The sequence below is a fragment of the Pedobacter sp. WC2423 genome, assembly GCF_040822065.1.
In the GTDB taxonomy this organism is placed as follows: Bacteria; Bacteroidota; Bacteroidia; order Sphingobacteriales; family Sphingobacteriaceae; genus Pedobacter.
Genome location: NZ_CP162005.1, coordinates 3533866 through 3546448 on the forward strand (window position 1 = coordinate 3533866; position 12583 = coordinate 3546448).

Annotated in this window: 12 protein-coding genes; 3 read left to right on the forward strand and 9 right to left on the reverse strand. The window is 38.4% G+C overall.

The window, feature by feature from the left end; genetic code table 11:
- The first annotated feature begins 70 nt into the window (after positions 1 to 70).
- Positions 71 to 2581: a hypothetical protein gene (locus AB3G38_RS14490; RefSeq protein ID WP_367864599.1), complete on the forward strand. Its 2511-nt coding sequence runs from the start codon at positions 71 to 73 to the stop codon at positions 2579 to 2581.
- 72 nt (positions 2582 to 2653) lie between these two features.
- Here the strand turns inward: AB3G38_RS14490 and AB3G38_RS14495 are convergent, their stop codons facing one another.
- From AB3G38_RS14495 to AB3G38_RS14515, 5 genes are all read right to left on the reverse strand, one after another.
- Positions 2654 to 4261: a S8 family peptidase gene (locus AB3G38_RS14495; RefSeq protein ID WP_367864600.1), complete on the reverse strand. Its 1608-nt coding sequence runs from the start codon at positions 4259 to 4261 to the stop codon at positions 2654 to 2656.
- Between the two features lie 189 nt (positions 4262 to 4450).
- Positions 4451 to 5242 carry a uroporphyrinogen-III C-methyltransferase gene (gene cobA / locus AB3G38_RS14500; RefSeq protein ID WP_367864601.1) on the reverse strand — a complete coding sequence of 264 codons (792 nt, stop codon included), beginning with the start codon at positions 5240 to 5242 and terminating at the stop codon, positions 4451 to 4453.
- A gap of 86 nt (positions 5243 to 5328) precedes the next feature.
- Positions 5329 to 5766, reverse strand: coding sequence for an Rrf2 family transcriptional regulator (locus tag AB3G38_RS14505; RefSeq protein ID WP_111632967.1), 438 nt, complete (start codon positions 5764 to 5766; stop codon positions 5329 to 5331).
- A gap of 48 nt (positions 5767 to 5814) precedes the next feature.
- Entirely contained in the window at positions 5815 to 5994 is a 180-nt protein-coding gene (locus AB3G38_RS14510; protein WP_367864602.1) for a hypothetical protein, read from the reverse strand.
- Between the two features lie 66 nt (positions 5995 to 6060).
- Positions 6061 to 6306: a hypothetical protein gene (locus AB3G38_RS14515; protein ID WP_367864603.1), complete on the reverse strand. Its 246-nt coding sequence runs from the start codon at positions 6304 to 6306 to the stop codon at positions 6061 to 6063.
- Between the two features lie 235 nt (positions 6307 to 6541).
- Between AB3G38_RS14515 and AB3G38_RS14520 the strand changes: the two genes are divergently transcribed.
- Positions 6542 to 7009, forward strand: a complete 468-nt coding sequence (locus tag AB3G38_RS14520) for a hypothetical protein (protein WP_367864604.1) — start codon at positions 6542 to 6544, stop codon at positions 7007 to 7009.
- Positions 7010 to 7103: 94 nt separating this feature from the next.
- On the forward strand, positions 7104 to 8432 hold the full coding sequence (locus AB3G38_RS14525) for a sigma-54-dependent transcriptional regulator (protein WP_367864605.1): 1329 nt from the start codon (positions 7104 to 7106) through the stop codon (positions 8430 to 8432).
- Positions 8433 to 8434: 2 nt separating this feature from the next.
- Here AB3G38_RS14525 and AB3G38_RS14530 read toward each other — a convergent pair whose 3' ends face one another.
- The 4 genes from AB3G38_RS14530 to AB3G38_RS14545 are packed head-to-tail and all read right to left on the reverse strand — an operon-like array spanning position 8435 to position 12583.
- Positions 8435 to 10975 carry a hybrid sensor histidine kinase/response regulator gene (locus AB3G38_RS14530; protein ID WP_367864606.1) on the reverse strand — a complete coding sequence of 847 codons (2541 nt, stop codon included), beginning with the start codon at positions 10973 to 10975 and terminating at the stop codon, positions 8435 to 8437.
- Positions 10976 to 11025: 50 nt separating this feature from the next.
- Positions 11026 to 11625: an alpha-ketoglutarate-dependent dioxygenase AlkB gene (locus tag AB3G38_RS14535; RefSeq protein ID WP_367864607.1), complete on the reverse strand. Its 600-nt coding sequence runs from the start codon at positions 11623 to 11625 to the stop codon at positions 11026 to 11028.
- Complete coding sequence (locus AB3G38_RS14540) at positions 11598 to 11864, reverse strand: Ada metal-binding domain-containing protein (RefSeq protein WP_367864608.1); 267 nt, start codon at positions 11862 to 11864, stop codon at positions 11598 to 11600. Before AB3G38_RS14540 ends, AB3G38_RS14535 begins: the two co-directional genes overlap by 28 nt.
- 5 nt (positions 11865 to 11869) lie before the next feature.
- The gene (locus AB3G38_RS14545; protein WP_367864609.1) at positions 11870 to 12583 is read right to left on the reverse strand and encodes a 2OG-Fe(II) oxygenase; all 714 of its coding nucleotides are present in this window, start codon (positions 12581 to 12583) and stop codon (positions 11870 to 11872) included.

Consider the following 12583-nt stretch of genomic DNA (forward strand, 5'->3'; position numbering starts at 1 on the left):
TCGGTTAGTAATGGTGTCTAACTAGCTTTTTAACTAAACCCGAATAATACAATAGAAAAAAAACGGATCTATGGAATACAGTCACCGGCTGAACGAACTTAAAAGCTTGATTCTCTTAAAATGTGGTATTCGATTTATTACGCCTGCTGACTGTAAGAGAATCTCAATTGAGATTAGTAAGCATCTTAACAAGAACGTAAGTGAAACGACTATTAAAAGGTTATTTGGTTTCGCTGTTGTTAAACATAAATTTTCTACGTTCACCCTGACCACCCTTGCTGAATACGTTGACATTGCATCGGTTGATGTAATCAATTTACCACAACCTGGTCATCCTGCAGACGAATGGAAAAATCTTAAAGATAAAGCTGACAAGATTACTCAGTTCACGTTAAAAACTATAAGAAACCGATCCGGTATCCCCTATGATATTACGATCAGCCGAAAATTCGCAGCGTACGATTTTGATGAGTTTTATGCTGGTGATTATATTTTTACCAGCGTAATTTCGCAACCTGGTTATGGGAAGACTATTTTATTGAGCCATTTAGCAGAAGATCTGTTTTATAAGCAGGATGCTGCGTATAAAGATTCCACCATATTATTTGTTCAGGCCTATAACTTCTTTAGTAAGGATCATGCAAATCTTAATATGGAAGATCTGCTCAAGTTGCAGCTGCAATTAGACCCCGCTGAAAATACACTGGAATATATTAATAATATTCAGGTTGCACATGGTGGTAAGTTTATTATCATGTTAGATGGATTTGCAGAACTGATTTTAAACAAAGAGGACAAGAACCGTTTATTTGATAATATCATTAACCTGATCTGCTCGCTGGAAGATTACAAGAATATCAAGTTAATGATGAGCCTGCGTTCTACAACCTGGATGAGGTTTTATGAACGCATCCGCCATTCTTCTTTCCTGAAATCGAAATGGTTCCCGGGCAATTACTTTAATCTCCATGAATTGTCCAATGTCCCTCCGCTCACAGAGAAAGAGGTAGACGTGATCATTTCTAAAATCAATTACCTGGACAATAAAGAAATCAATCCAAGACTTAAGGCTCATCTGAAATTCCCATTGCATATCCAGCTTTATTATCAGCTTAAAGAAGAAGACCCTGATTTCAACTATTATACAAACATTACTTTTTATGAGCTGGTTTCCCGTTTCATTCAGGAAAAGATTTACCGCTCAAATTATTATACAGAGAAGATCCTCTTCCTGAAAAAAATCATTCAGCTTACTGAATATGGAAAACAAACCAATGCAATAGAAAAAGATAGTTTGCTCTCCGAACTATCTGCTTTCAGAAATGCGTATATGGAATTACTGACAGATGGTATTTTGATGGAAGAAAAGCGAACAGAGAATGCACACCCAAAAGAATATGTGCGCTTTCTGCATCCGCATTTGTTCGAGTATTTCCTTTTTGTTGAGATTCTGGAAAAGTTCCACCTCCAGGTAAACATGGACTTCTTCATTTATATCAATACGGAATATGAAGCTAATCAGGTTCGTTTCCAGCTTTTACAGTGGACTACACGTTTCCTGATTAAAACCGGCAATTTCCACGAGCTCAAATCTGTTTTCAAATTGAACCTGAATAGCTTTGAGAGTAATTACCTGATTCTGTTCATGGCCGAAGAGATTAAATACAGATCAAAGTTTAATCCCGACATCATCAGAGTACTGGACGAAAATAAGTTTCATGAGATCATCATCTCTAAACTCATCAATTTCGACTTTATTGATTCCTGCTATAAGGAAGCTGTTGCGGCCTTAATTGATATCGCCAGTAATGACGATCATTTATTGGTCTATAATTCGATATTAGGGGTTCTTGATGTCATTAAACTTGATAAAGAGGCCATCAAGGCCAGAATAAAAAACATCAGTACCTTGAATGCTGCAGACTGGATGGTCAACCCTGTAGAAGCACTTCAAATTATTTATGCAAAGATTAATGCAGAACAACCTGCTGAAAGGAATTTGCTGGATAATATTGAGCGTTTAAGAAATGGTGATAACCCTTTTGGGATCATGCCAGAGAATCCTATTGATCCCAGGCAAGGTATTTCTTACCTCCTGATCCTTTACGTGAACCTGTTTACTGGTGATGCCACTTCCGGCCACGAAATAATTTCTAATGTTGTTAAACTTCATCCAAGAGAATTTGCAAAAAGGACTACTTTCACTATTTATATGCTTGCTGTTTATGGAATGTACAGTTCCAGAAGTGCCCCGGGAAAGAAAACAGATCAGATTGAGAATATCATAGTTTATTTATCCAACAGGAACTACACGAATTTTGCCAAATACCAGGAAGTGATTTTATTGATGTTTCAGGCTCAGCAATACTACAACAGAAAAGAATATGAAATTGCGATTCACCATACCAAGGAATGCCTGCTACTTTTCAGAAGAAATAATATACTGCTGAATGCGATGTTTATGTTCAATCTGCTGATTAATATCTATACAGATCTGAAAGAATTTGATCTGGTCAATGAGTACAAGTATGAGAAGCTTTGCCTGCTTGATGAACACCAGGTTTCAAGACAGCTATTTTAATCATTAACAAAAAAACGGGTCTGCCTCTTTAGAGACAGACCCGTTTTTTATTGGAATTAATAGCGTTGCGTTCTATTTATAATCCGCAGCCAATTTTAAAGCATTATAAGCATTCACAATTCCACCTGAGATACAAATATCTGCAAACGGTACAGATTTCGGAGTTTCACCATCAGCACCTTCTATAGCTACATCGTGATTAACTTTGACTACTGATTTCATAATAATATCCTTAACCTGTACAGCAGTTAATTTAGGATAATATTCTCTGATCAGTGTGGCAACACCTGCAACTACAGGGGCAGCCATACTTGTACCATTGTAAGCTTCGTATTTTGATCCCGGTACTGTAGAATAAATTTTTACGCCTGGTGCGAATACATCAACAGTTGTTTTCCCATAGTTAGAAAAGTCAGCTTTCAAAGTTTGATCATCAGCAGATCCCGAAGCACCTACTACGATATAAGCTTCTGCTGTTCCACCACCCTCATATCTGCGGTCCGGGAAACTTTTTTCTACATCAAGATTTTTATTGTCATTTCCTGCGGCCTGGATAATAAGCACATCTTTAGACATGGCATACTTAACGGCCTCATCAACGGCATTCTTATCCCATGAATAGGCTTTACCAAAACTCATATTCAAAACCTTCGCACCATTCGCAACTGCATAACGTATCGCGTTGGCAACATCTTTATCACGTTCATCACCATCCGGCACACTGCGAACTCCCATAATCTGCACATTATCTGCTACGCCTTTGATACCAATAGTGTTGGTACGGTTTGCAGCTATAATTCCGGATACATGTGTTCCGTGACTTGCATCAGGGCCTGTAACATCGTTATTTCCGTAATTTCTTTGTTTACTGTCTGCATAGTTATCTCCTACAAGCTCAGCTCTGGGATCAAAATCAAGATTTAAATTGTAAGCCAGCTGATCCTGATAGTGTTCCAGTCCTTTCACGATTTGTGCTTTATAGAAATCCTCATAAGTTGAATTCTGCAATTGAGAAACCATAATGTTTTTCAAACGGCCTTCCATATCAGATGAAGTTTTATAGTTCTGGAAGTCAGCTAAAGTTGGATTTTCTTTACCCATGCTCTTCACCATTGCATCCAATGCAATTTTTAAACCACCGATATTTGCAACAGCATTTTTAGCTTCATTGATTTGTTTATCGAAATCAGCTTGTGCTTTTTGGTATTGTTCAAATGCTGCTTTGTCAGCTGATTTAACGGTTTCTGCGGTTACACCTTCAAATCTGGCCTTATCCCTGCGCAATACACGGGTAAGTTCCAATGCTTCGTGACTTACAGACCCTTTTGCTGAACCAATAAAATTCCAGCCATTTACATCATCTATATATCCGTTTTTATCATCATCTTTTCCATTACCAGCAATTTCTTTTTTATTTACCCAGATTACACTCAGCAAATCTTCATGTTTAATGTCGACTCCGCCGTCCAGTACACCTACAATAACTGGTGTTGATTTTTTACCTTTTAGTAATTCCAGGTATGCTTTTTCAGTACTTACACCAAATACAGAATCTTTTTTAAAGTCAAGGTTATGCCAGTTATCTTTCTGAGCCTGAGCAAAAGAGCTGAATCCTAATCCTGCTATAAGTGCGGTACTAAACAGACCACGCAATACAACTTTATTTTTTAATGTGTTCATATGTGTTAATTAAATTATATGCTAAACGTTAATATTGATATTTAGTTATGCCCGGCAATCAAATTTAGCTTAACTGCGAGCTTTCACCATTATATTCAAAGGTAACGGTTTGCACCTGATTATAAATTAAAAAGCCAGGAATTTCTCCTGGATTTTTAATTTATACTAATAAGATTTGTATTTAACTTCCTATCCTTCGGAAAGTATATGATAAAAATCTCTGATGCTGTCAAAAGATGGATGTAAAGAAACTACATCACCAAAAATTAGTAATGCAGGCGAAGAAACTTGGTGATCTTCAACCAGCTCTGCAATAGTCTCTACAACGCCAACAATTGTTTTTTCATCATGCACAGATCCATTTTCAATAACTGCAACAGGTAACCTGTCTTTTCCTTCAGCTATAAAAATTGCAGCAATCTCTCTGATTCTTTCAATTCCCATTAAAACGACAACAGTTGCTTTGGATTGTGCTGCACCTCTCAGATCCGAAGAGATCTCTCCATTTGAATTAACGCCTGACAGTACCCAGAAGCTTTCGCTCATATTTCCATAAATCATCGGGATTTTGTGCAGGCCCGGAACACCAATAGCACTGGAGATACCGGGTACAATTTCAGTTTGAATACTATAAGATTCTGCGAAATTTACTTCTTCGAAGCCTTTGGCAAACACAAATGGATCACCACTTTTAAGCCTTACCACATGGCCGTAATTCAAAGCGTAATCAATCATTAATTTATTTACGGCATCCTGTGAGAAGGATTCTCCATCAGACTGACTTCCTACAAATATTTTAATGGCATGTTCCGGAGCATGATTCAGCAATGCGCCATTCACTAAAGCATCATACAATACAACATCTGCAGTGTTAAGCGCTTTTACTCCTTTTAAACTAATTAAATCAGGATCTCCGGGGCCGGCTCCTACTAAAGTGATACGGGGTTCCTGAATGCTGTTTTTTATTTTATTTAAAATCATAACCGGCTATTTTAAAGGTTTATATACTTGCTGATAAACAAATATAATAAAGTCTATTTAAATAGTAGTCTTTTTTTACAATAAATTTAAAACATCATTTCCCCATTGCTTTCACGTGCAATAACGTCTGCTACAGAGGTTTTTGAAAGTACTTCGAGGGTAGCATCTCTGACATCAATAAATGTCTTTCTGATCCCGCATGTTTTTTCATCATGGCACTCATCACATTTACGATAAAATTTTAAACTTGCACAAGGAACCATAGCAATCGGCCCGTCTGTTATCCTTAGAATATCCACCAAATATATATCCGCAGCATTCTTGTTCAGACTATAACCTCCACCTGCACCTTTTTTACTATACAGATAACCTGCATTACGCAAATCCAATAATATCTGTTCCAGAAATTTCCTGGGTATCATCTCCTGTTCTGCTAATCTTACGATTTGCATGGGAGGATTCTCAACGTTCTTGCCTAAAGCCACCAGTGCTTTAATGGCATATTTTGTTTTCTTAGACAACATATCAGAACAAAGTTAAGAAAAGATTTAGGTATTGATAAATGTCAAGGATTAATATAACGTTTCCTCACGCAATACATAGCGATAATATAATATACTCACATTAGCTACCGAGCTTTCATGTTTAAAATAGTGTTCTTTCTTTTTACGCTTTGCCAGTTTATATTTCAGCGGCAGAAAAATAAAGAACACAGGTATAATGAAAGCAAGGTAGTTTAAAGGTAACTTCATAGGACATTTTTGATTTAATCAGTTCAAAAATACCTAACATAAATAAAGACTATTATTTTATAGTCTTTATTTAATAAATTCTTCGTAGAAGTTATCAGGAGCCTGCTCATTGATAGAATCATCATTTTTAATTGTGGCTATCAGCGCAACCAGTTTCTTTTCCAGTCTTTCATACTCTGCTCTATGCTGTTCAGCTTTTTCAGCAGAAAGTCCATCACCTTCAACTGTTACTGAAATTTTAGCCTGTAAATAAGCATTATAAGTCTCAGCGGTTTTTTCTGCCAGGGAATGCAGCATTTCTTTATAAGTCATAGGAGTTAAATTAAGTTTATAAATCTTAATAACGTTTGCCAACAGGATTTGTTCTGATGAAATTGCTGTGTTATGGGGGCAGACTGTAGAGAATGTCTACACCATTATTTTGGGGCATAAACCATAAACAGCTAAACTAAAGCGTATTAACTATTTTCTGGCACGCTGGCATCATTATGATACCTAGCTAAACAGAATTAGTTAATTAGAATTTTTAAATTTAAATAGACAGAATATGAGAAGTTTCATTTTATCAGCAGCAGTTTTAGCAATCGCAGGAGTATCAACAGTTAAAGCAAATGAAATTAAAAACCCAATTGCAATTCAATCAGATAGCGCAGCTTATTCAGTTAAATTAGATAGCACAGCTAACACATTCAGAACAGACAGTGCAGCTTATACAGTTGCAGCAGATAGCGCAATAAATACAGTAAAAACAGACAGCGCAGCTTTTACAGCAAGACTGGATAGTACTGCTAACACAGTGAAACAAGATAGTTCAGCTAAGGTACCAGTGAAAATTGAAGCCTTACCTGATCCGGTAAAAGCGACTTTAAAAGCTGATGCTTATAAAGAGTGGACACCAACTACAGCTTTTTTAATTACTAACGCTGATAAATCAACTTATTATCAAGTAGATGTTAAAAAAGCCGATAAAGTAGCCTTCTTAAAAGTAGGTGCTGACGGCGTAGTTCAACAATAATTGCTACACACAATAAAATATAAATAATATAAAAGCCGGAAGTTCTCCGGCTTTTGTATTTTTGCCGTATAATCAAAAAGCGAAGCGGATACTTATGGCGAAAATACTTATTATTGAAGATGATCTGACGTTCTCGCAGTTGTTAGAAGGCTTTCTTAAAAAGCATGGTCATGAACCTCATGTTGTTCATGATGTCAAAAGTACTTTCAAGCTCATTTCGCAGCACAATTTCGAACTCTTTCTGATAGATTATCGTCTTCCTGATGGAACTGGACTTGATGTGCTCGCACATTTGCGGGAAAACGGATTAAATTATCCGGTGGTGATCATGACCAGTTTTAATGATGTAAGAACTGCGGTAAAATCAATCCAGCTCGGTGCAATAGATTATATTACCAAGCCTGTGAATCCGGATGAACTGCTGATGATCATCAAAGGCGCTCTCGAGAAAAAGGAAGAAAAGAGCCAGCCTGCTTCGGTTGAACATGAGGATTTCATTAAAGGAAAAAGTACAACAGCCGATAAGCTGTATGCCCATATAGATCTGGTTGCTCCAACAGACATGTCTGTAATTATTCAGGGAGAAAGTGGTACGGGTAAAGAATATGCAGCCCGCACCTTACATACCCAAAGTAAACGTAACACTAAACCTTTCGTTGCAATTGACTGCGGGGCTCTTTCTAAAGACCTGGCTGCAAGTGAACTGTTCGGCCATGTTAAAGGTGCTTTTACAGGCGCTGTGAATGACAAAAAGGGACAATTCGAAGCTGCTGAAGGGGGTACTTTATTTTTGGATGAAGTAGGAAACCTGAGTTATGAAGTTCAGGTAAAACTGTTAAGAGCTTTACAGGAAAGAGTGATCCAGCCTTTGGGCAGTACTAAAAAGATCCCGGTTAATGTGCGCATTATCACAGCAACCAATGATGACCTGTTAACCAGCATCCAGAATGGTGAATTCCGCGAAGATCTGTATCACCGTTTAAACGAGTTTAAAATTCTTTTACCTGCTTTACGCGATCGTGGTAAAGACCTGGAGTTGTTTATCAATCATTTTATCAAACTTTCCAATACTGAACTGGATAGAAATGTACAACATCTTTCCGGCCCGGTTAAAGATCTGCTTTTGCAATATGACTGGCCCGGGAACTTAAGGGAACTGAAAAACGTAATCAAAAGGATGGTTTTACTGACCCCTGCTGATACTGCAGGTATTGAGTCTCTGCCAGACGAAATGATACTAGCCATTAAACAAACTCCTAAACCAGGTGGCTCAGACCTTAAAGCGATCAATGAAAGCAATGAGAAAACACTGATCCTGGAAACACTGATTAAGGTGAAGTACAACAAATCAAAAGCAGCAAAACTGCTTAATATAGACAGAAAAACGCTTTACAGTAAAATGGAGCGTTACGAGATTGAATAAGCTCAGCCAATTTTCTGGTCTACTAACTGCATGAGCAGGCCAAGTCTTTTGATTAAATATTCCAGCTTGTCCTGATGCTCCGGTTGAATATCCTGTATCTCAGAGAGTTCAATTTCCATCGTCCGGAATTCTGCGGCAAGCTGTCCTGATCCCATTTGTGCCGTTCTGCCGGCGATACGGTGAACAATTAACCTGGCTAAAGGCTGATCATTGGTGTGGATACTTTGCTGAAGTTCCACCATATCATGCTGGCAGTCTTCCTTAAATCTGTTCAGAATACTTAATAACAATTCCTGATCACCAAAAGTCATCTTTTCTACAACTGCAGTATCCAATGCAATTCCGGCAAATTCGTCCGTTGCTTGTTTTTGAGGTACTGATTTAACCTTTTGCTCAACAGCATTTTCAGGCAGTGCTGTTGTACTGAAAACATCAAGCAGATCACTTTCCCGGAATGGCTTCATAATCAGTCCATCAAACCCCTGCTGCAATACTGATTCCAGTTCCTCTGGTAAAACCTGGGCAGTCATTGCATATACCTTAACATCTAAAGGGATCTTAGCTTTCATCAAGACGCAAAGTTCTGCTCCCGAAATCTCAGGCATCCGCATATCCATCAGAATATATTTAACTTCAGGATCCCAATCCGCAGCCAGCATAGCTGCCGGTGTATTAAAGCAGACATGAGCAATGTTCTTTTTCGTAAAAATGAGCTGACACAAATCCAGGATCAGCCGGTCATCATCTACTACCCATACTTTATCTTTCACATAAGTCTTTTCGCTGAGCTGTGCCACTTTACTTTCTCCAACTGGTACAGCTGCAATTTTGAAAGTCAGATATACAGTAAAAATGCTTCCTTCTCCGGGTTTACTTTTAACATAAATCCGTCCGTCCTGGTTTTCTACCAGTGATTTAATGATCGTAAGTCCCAGGCCTGCACCCGCTTTATTGTTCACTTCTTTATCCGGTGAATCAATCTGCTCAAATTCATTAAAAACACGACTGCTTTCTTCTTCAGTTAATCCGATGCCCGTATCCTTTACCAGGAAAGTAAAATGCAGATTATCTGATTGCCGTTTATAAAAAACACTCAGCAGCACTTCACCTGTTTGTGTAAATTTAATAGCATTACTCAGCAAATTATATAAAATCTGTTTCAGTCTAAAGGCATCTCCAACGACGAAATCAGTATCATGAAGCTCTATTTCTGTCCGCATTTTCAGATTTTTCTGCTCAGCTTGCGGCTCCATAATTATAATCACTTCTTCTAAAAGCTCCCTGATATTGAAGGTTTTTTGCTGAAAGGTGAATTTCCCCGAGATAATCCGGTTATAATCTAAAATTTCATTCACAATCTGTAGCAAATGCTCAGAAGAATGATAGATCGCATCAATATCTTTCTTTTTAGGATGTTCCTGCTCCCTGATAATTTCAGCATAACCAATAATAGATTGCAAAGGCGTTCTTATTTCATGACTCATATTGGAAAGGAAGCGTTGTTTTGCCATTCCATGATACTCTGCCTCATCCCTTGCCGCTTCCAGTTCTTTCCTGTAAAGATTGCTTTTCGTGATATCTGTTAAAATGAGGTATAACAAAACGATGGTTAATAAGAAAAAACCGATCATAATAAAGCTTATCCTCGTGATCCCGGTATTCACTACTGCTTTTGCGGCTATACCATTTTGCTCTATCTGGGCAACTACCTCTGCTTCTACTTTTCTCAGAATATCAAGCATCTGACGGATCAGCACATCATTCGCATTGGCAAGAACAGCTTCTCTGTCCAAAAAACGCGCGCTTTTCAATTGCTGCTCTTTTGCTATGGTACGCAATGATTTTTCCAGTCCTTTCGCAATCACAGTCTCCCCTGCCAGGGCAATAGTATCCCTTTTTATTTTTTCTTCATTGGTAACCTGGTAAGATTTATCTTCTTCTTCCTTTTTCTTATTAAACAGGCGGTTGAAAAATCCTTTGCGCTGTTTAGACTCATCGACAGGCAATATCGTAACCGTGGAAGTCTTTTTTTCTGTGGTGACAATGGTACTGTCCTGTTGCTGCGGTCCTTTGTTAACCAGCTCATTCAACTTTCGAACTTCCTGAGTAAACGATTTATTATTGACCAGCCCCTCTCTGACTTTAAGGTAGCTGATAAATTGTTTATCTCTTTGTACCAATAGTTTTTCTATAGATTTAATCCTGCTCAGCTGAACAGAATCGGCAGCATACATCCCTCCTAAAGTGTCCAGCATCAGCCTGAGCTGCCCGGATTGTTTAAAGAAGTTGCTATAATTACCTGGTGAGTTGAAAGCCAGGTTTTTTTGCTGCTGATCCAGACTCGCTATTTTTCGTGAGACCATGTTAACCAGCCGCAGTTTGACGTTAGGTGTGGAGATGGTATCCACTGTATCCAGCATCTCATCAAAGGCTATTTTGCTGACTCCCCAGGCTAAAAAAAGGGCAAAGAAGGCCAGGATGAAACCTATTATAATTTTGCCTTTGGCATCGCTTAAAAAACTTTTCCGGGAAACATCTATCATTCGCTGGTTTTGATAATATCCAGTAAAGATAACAAGATCAAAAGAATTTGTTATACGATAGTCCTGAAGGTTAGGTTTATTCTCGGGCGGGTAACTTTAGTGGTTGTTGGCAAACGGTGCAGCCAGTGCGTTTGTGTTTCACCTTTCATGACTAATAAACTTCCATTTTCCAGCAGCAGGGAAACCACTTGTTTCGTGCCTTTATGTTTGAAAGCAAATTTACGTTCCGCACCAAAACTCACCGAAGCGATCGTGGTATTCCTGCCCAGCGATTTCTCATCATCACTATGCCATGCCATCCCTTCCTCACCATCATGGTATAAATTAAGCAGACAGGAATTAAACCGCGCACCCGTTTGCTCCTCTACCAGCTGTTTTAAGGCCAGCAGGTCTTCTGTCCATAAAAGGGCATGTTTGGTTGTATTGGAATACGTGTAGGCATATTCAGCATCTCCATACCACGCAACTTTCCTTTTGGTGATAATATGTTTACCAAAAATAACTGCTTCATCATTTTTCCAGATGATTTCATTCCTCAGGCGCTCCAGATAGTAAGTGAGTTTACCAGCAGGTATTAATTGTCCATAATAAATTACTTCACCATCATAAGGCAGCAAATTCACTAATTCTCCGGTACTGAATAAATCCATTTCTTATATAAGTTTCTTTTGCAATTTCCGCATGGACGGAATCCGTTTGCTATGGCTTGCTGTTCATCTGTAAAAAACACCCTGTTCTCCGCCTTCATCCGCTTTCCGCTTTTACAGTTCAGCAGTCCATAGATCTTTAGTTTTTTATTTCCACCTAAGGTAATTATACCTTTTTTGATCAGCATTCTCAGCTGTACAGCACTAATTTCTGTATGATTGAGCAAATTTACAGGATTCATCAAATTTAAGTTAATGCATCGTGAAATATAATGCCCACCGCATAACGTTCCCCGCTTTGTACCTCACTGATTCCATGCTTCATTTTTAGCTGATAATATCCTTTGCTACCTTTTGCAGGTCTGAAATTGGTGGTGAACAACAACAGATCTCCTTTGCAGGGTTTTAATACCATAGCTTTAGACTGTGCTCTGGGATTTTGCTGGGTCAGCACAAACTCACCACCTTCATAATCTTCTCCAGGTTCATTTAAGAACAACACCAGCTGTATCGGAAAATAAAGATCTCCATAAAGATCCTGATGCAGCGTGTTATATCCCCCCTGCCCATATTTCAAAATCAGTACTGCCGGTTTAGTTTGCTGCTGCGCTTTACACCTTGCTAAAAATTCTTCATGAAGCAGCGGATATTGATTATCCAGCTGAAGAACCTTCATCCAGGTATTCGCAATCGGAGCAAGATGGGGATAAACTGTTGTTCTGATAGACTGGACCAATGCCGGTAAAGGATAATTGAAATATTTATATTCTCCGATACCAAAACGGTATCTTTCCATTATCACTGTTTTCCGATAACCATCCGGATTTTGATAATTACTGATCAGTCCGGCACAGTCTTCTGCTGTTAATATATTTTTAAGTACAGCATAACCCTGATCGTGCATACTTTCTGTAACCCGCTGCCAGTCGGCAGCTGCTATTTTCTCTTCAACTGTCTTCAT

Bases quoted from the DNA above. Each gene is read 5' to 3' on its own strand.
- AB3G38_RS14515 (WP_367864603.1), bottom strand. From the start codon at position 6,306: ATGACTTATAAAGAAATGCTGCATTCCCTGGCAGAAAAAACCGCTGAG.
- cobA (WP_367864601.1), bottom strand. From the start codon at position 5,242: ATGATTTTAAATAAAATAAAAAACAGCATTCAGGAACCCCGTATCACT.
- AB3G38_RS14495 (WP_367864600.1), bottom strand. From the start codon at position 4,261: ATGAACACATTAAAAAATAAAGTTGTATTGCGTGGTCTGTTTAGTACC.
- AB3G38_RS14505 (WP_111632967.1), bottom strand. From the start codon at position 5,766: ATGTTGTCTAAGAAAACAAAATATGCCATTAAAGCACTGGTGGCTTTA.
- AB3G38_RS14545 (WP_367864609.1), bottom strand. From the start codon at position 12,583: ATGAAGACAGTTGAAGAGAAAATAGCAGCTGCCGACTGGCAGCGGGTT.
- AB3G38_RS14540 (WP_367864608.1), bottom strand. From the start codon at position 11,864: ATGAATCCTGTAAATTTGCTCAATCATACAGAAATTAGTGCTGTACAG.
- AB3G38_RS14510 (WP_367864602.1), bottom strand. From the start codon at position 5,994: ATGAAGTTACCTTTAAACTACCTTGCTTTCATTATACCTGTGTTCTTT.
- AB3G38_RS14525 (WP_367864605.1), top strand. From the start codon at position 7,104: ATGGCGAAAATACTTATTATTGAAGATGATCTGACGTTCTCGCAGTTG.
- AB3G38_RS14520 (WP_367864604.1), top strand. From the start codon at position 6,542: ATGAGAAGTTTCATTTTATCAGCAGCAGTTTTAGCAATCGCAGGAGTA.
- AB3G38_RS14535 (WP_367864607.1), bottom strand. From the start codon at position 11,625: ATGGATTTATTCAGTACCGGAGAATTAGTGAATTTGCTGCCTTATGAT.
- AB3G38_RS14490 (WP_367864599.1), top strand. From the start codon at position 71: ATGGAATACAGTCACCGGCTGAACGAACTTAAAAGCTTGATTCTCTTA.
- AB3G38_RS14530 (WP_367864606.1), bottom strand. From the start codon at position 10,975: ATGATAGATGTTTCCCGGAAAAGTTTTTTAAGCGATGCCAAAGGCAAA.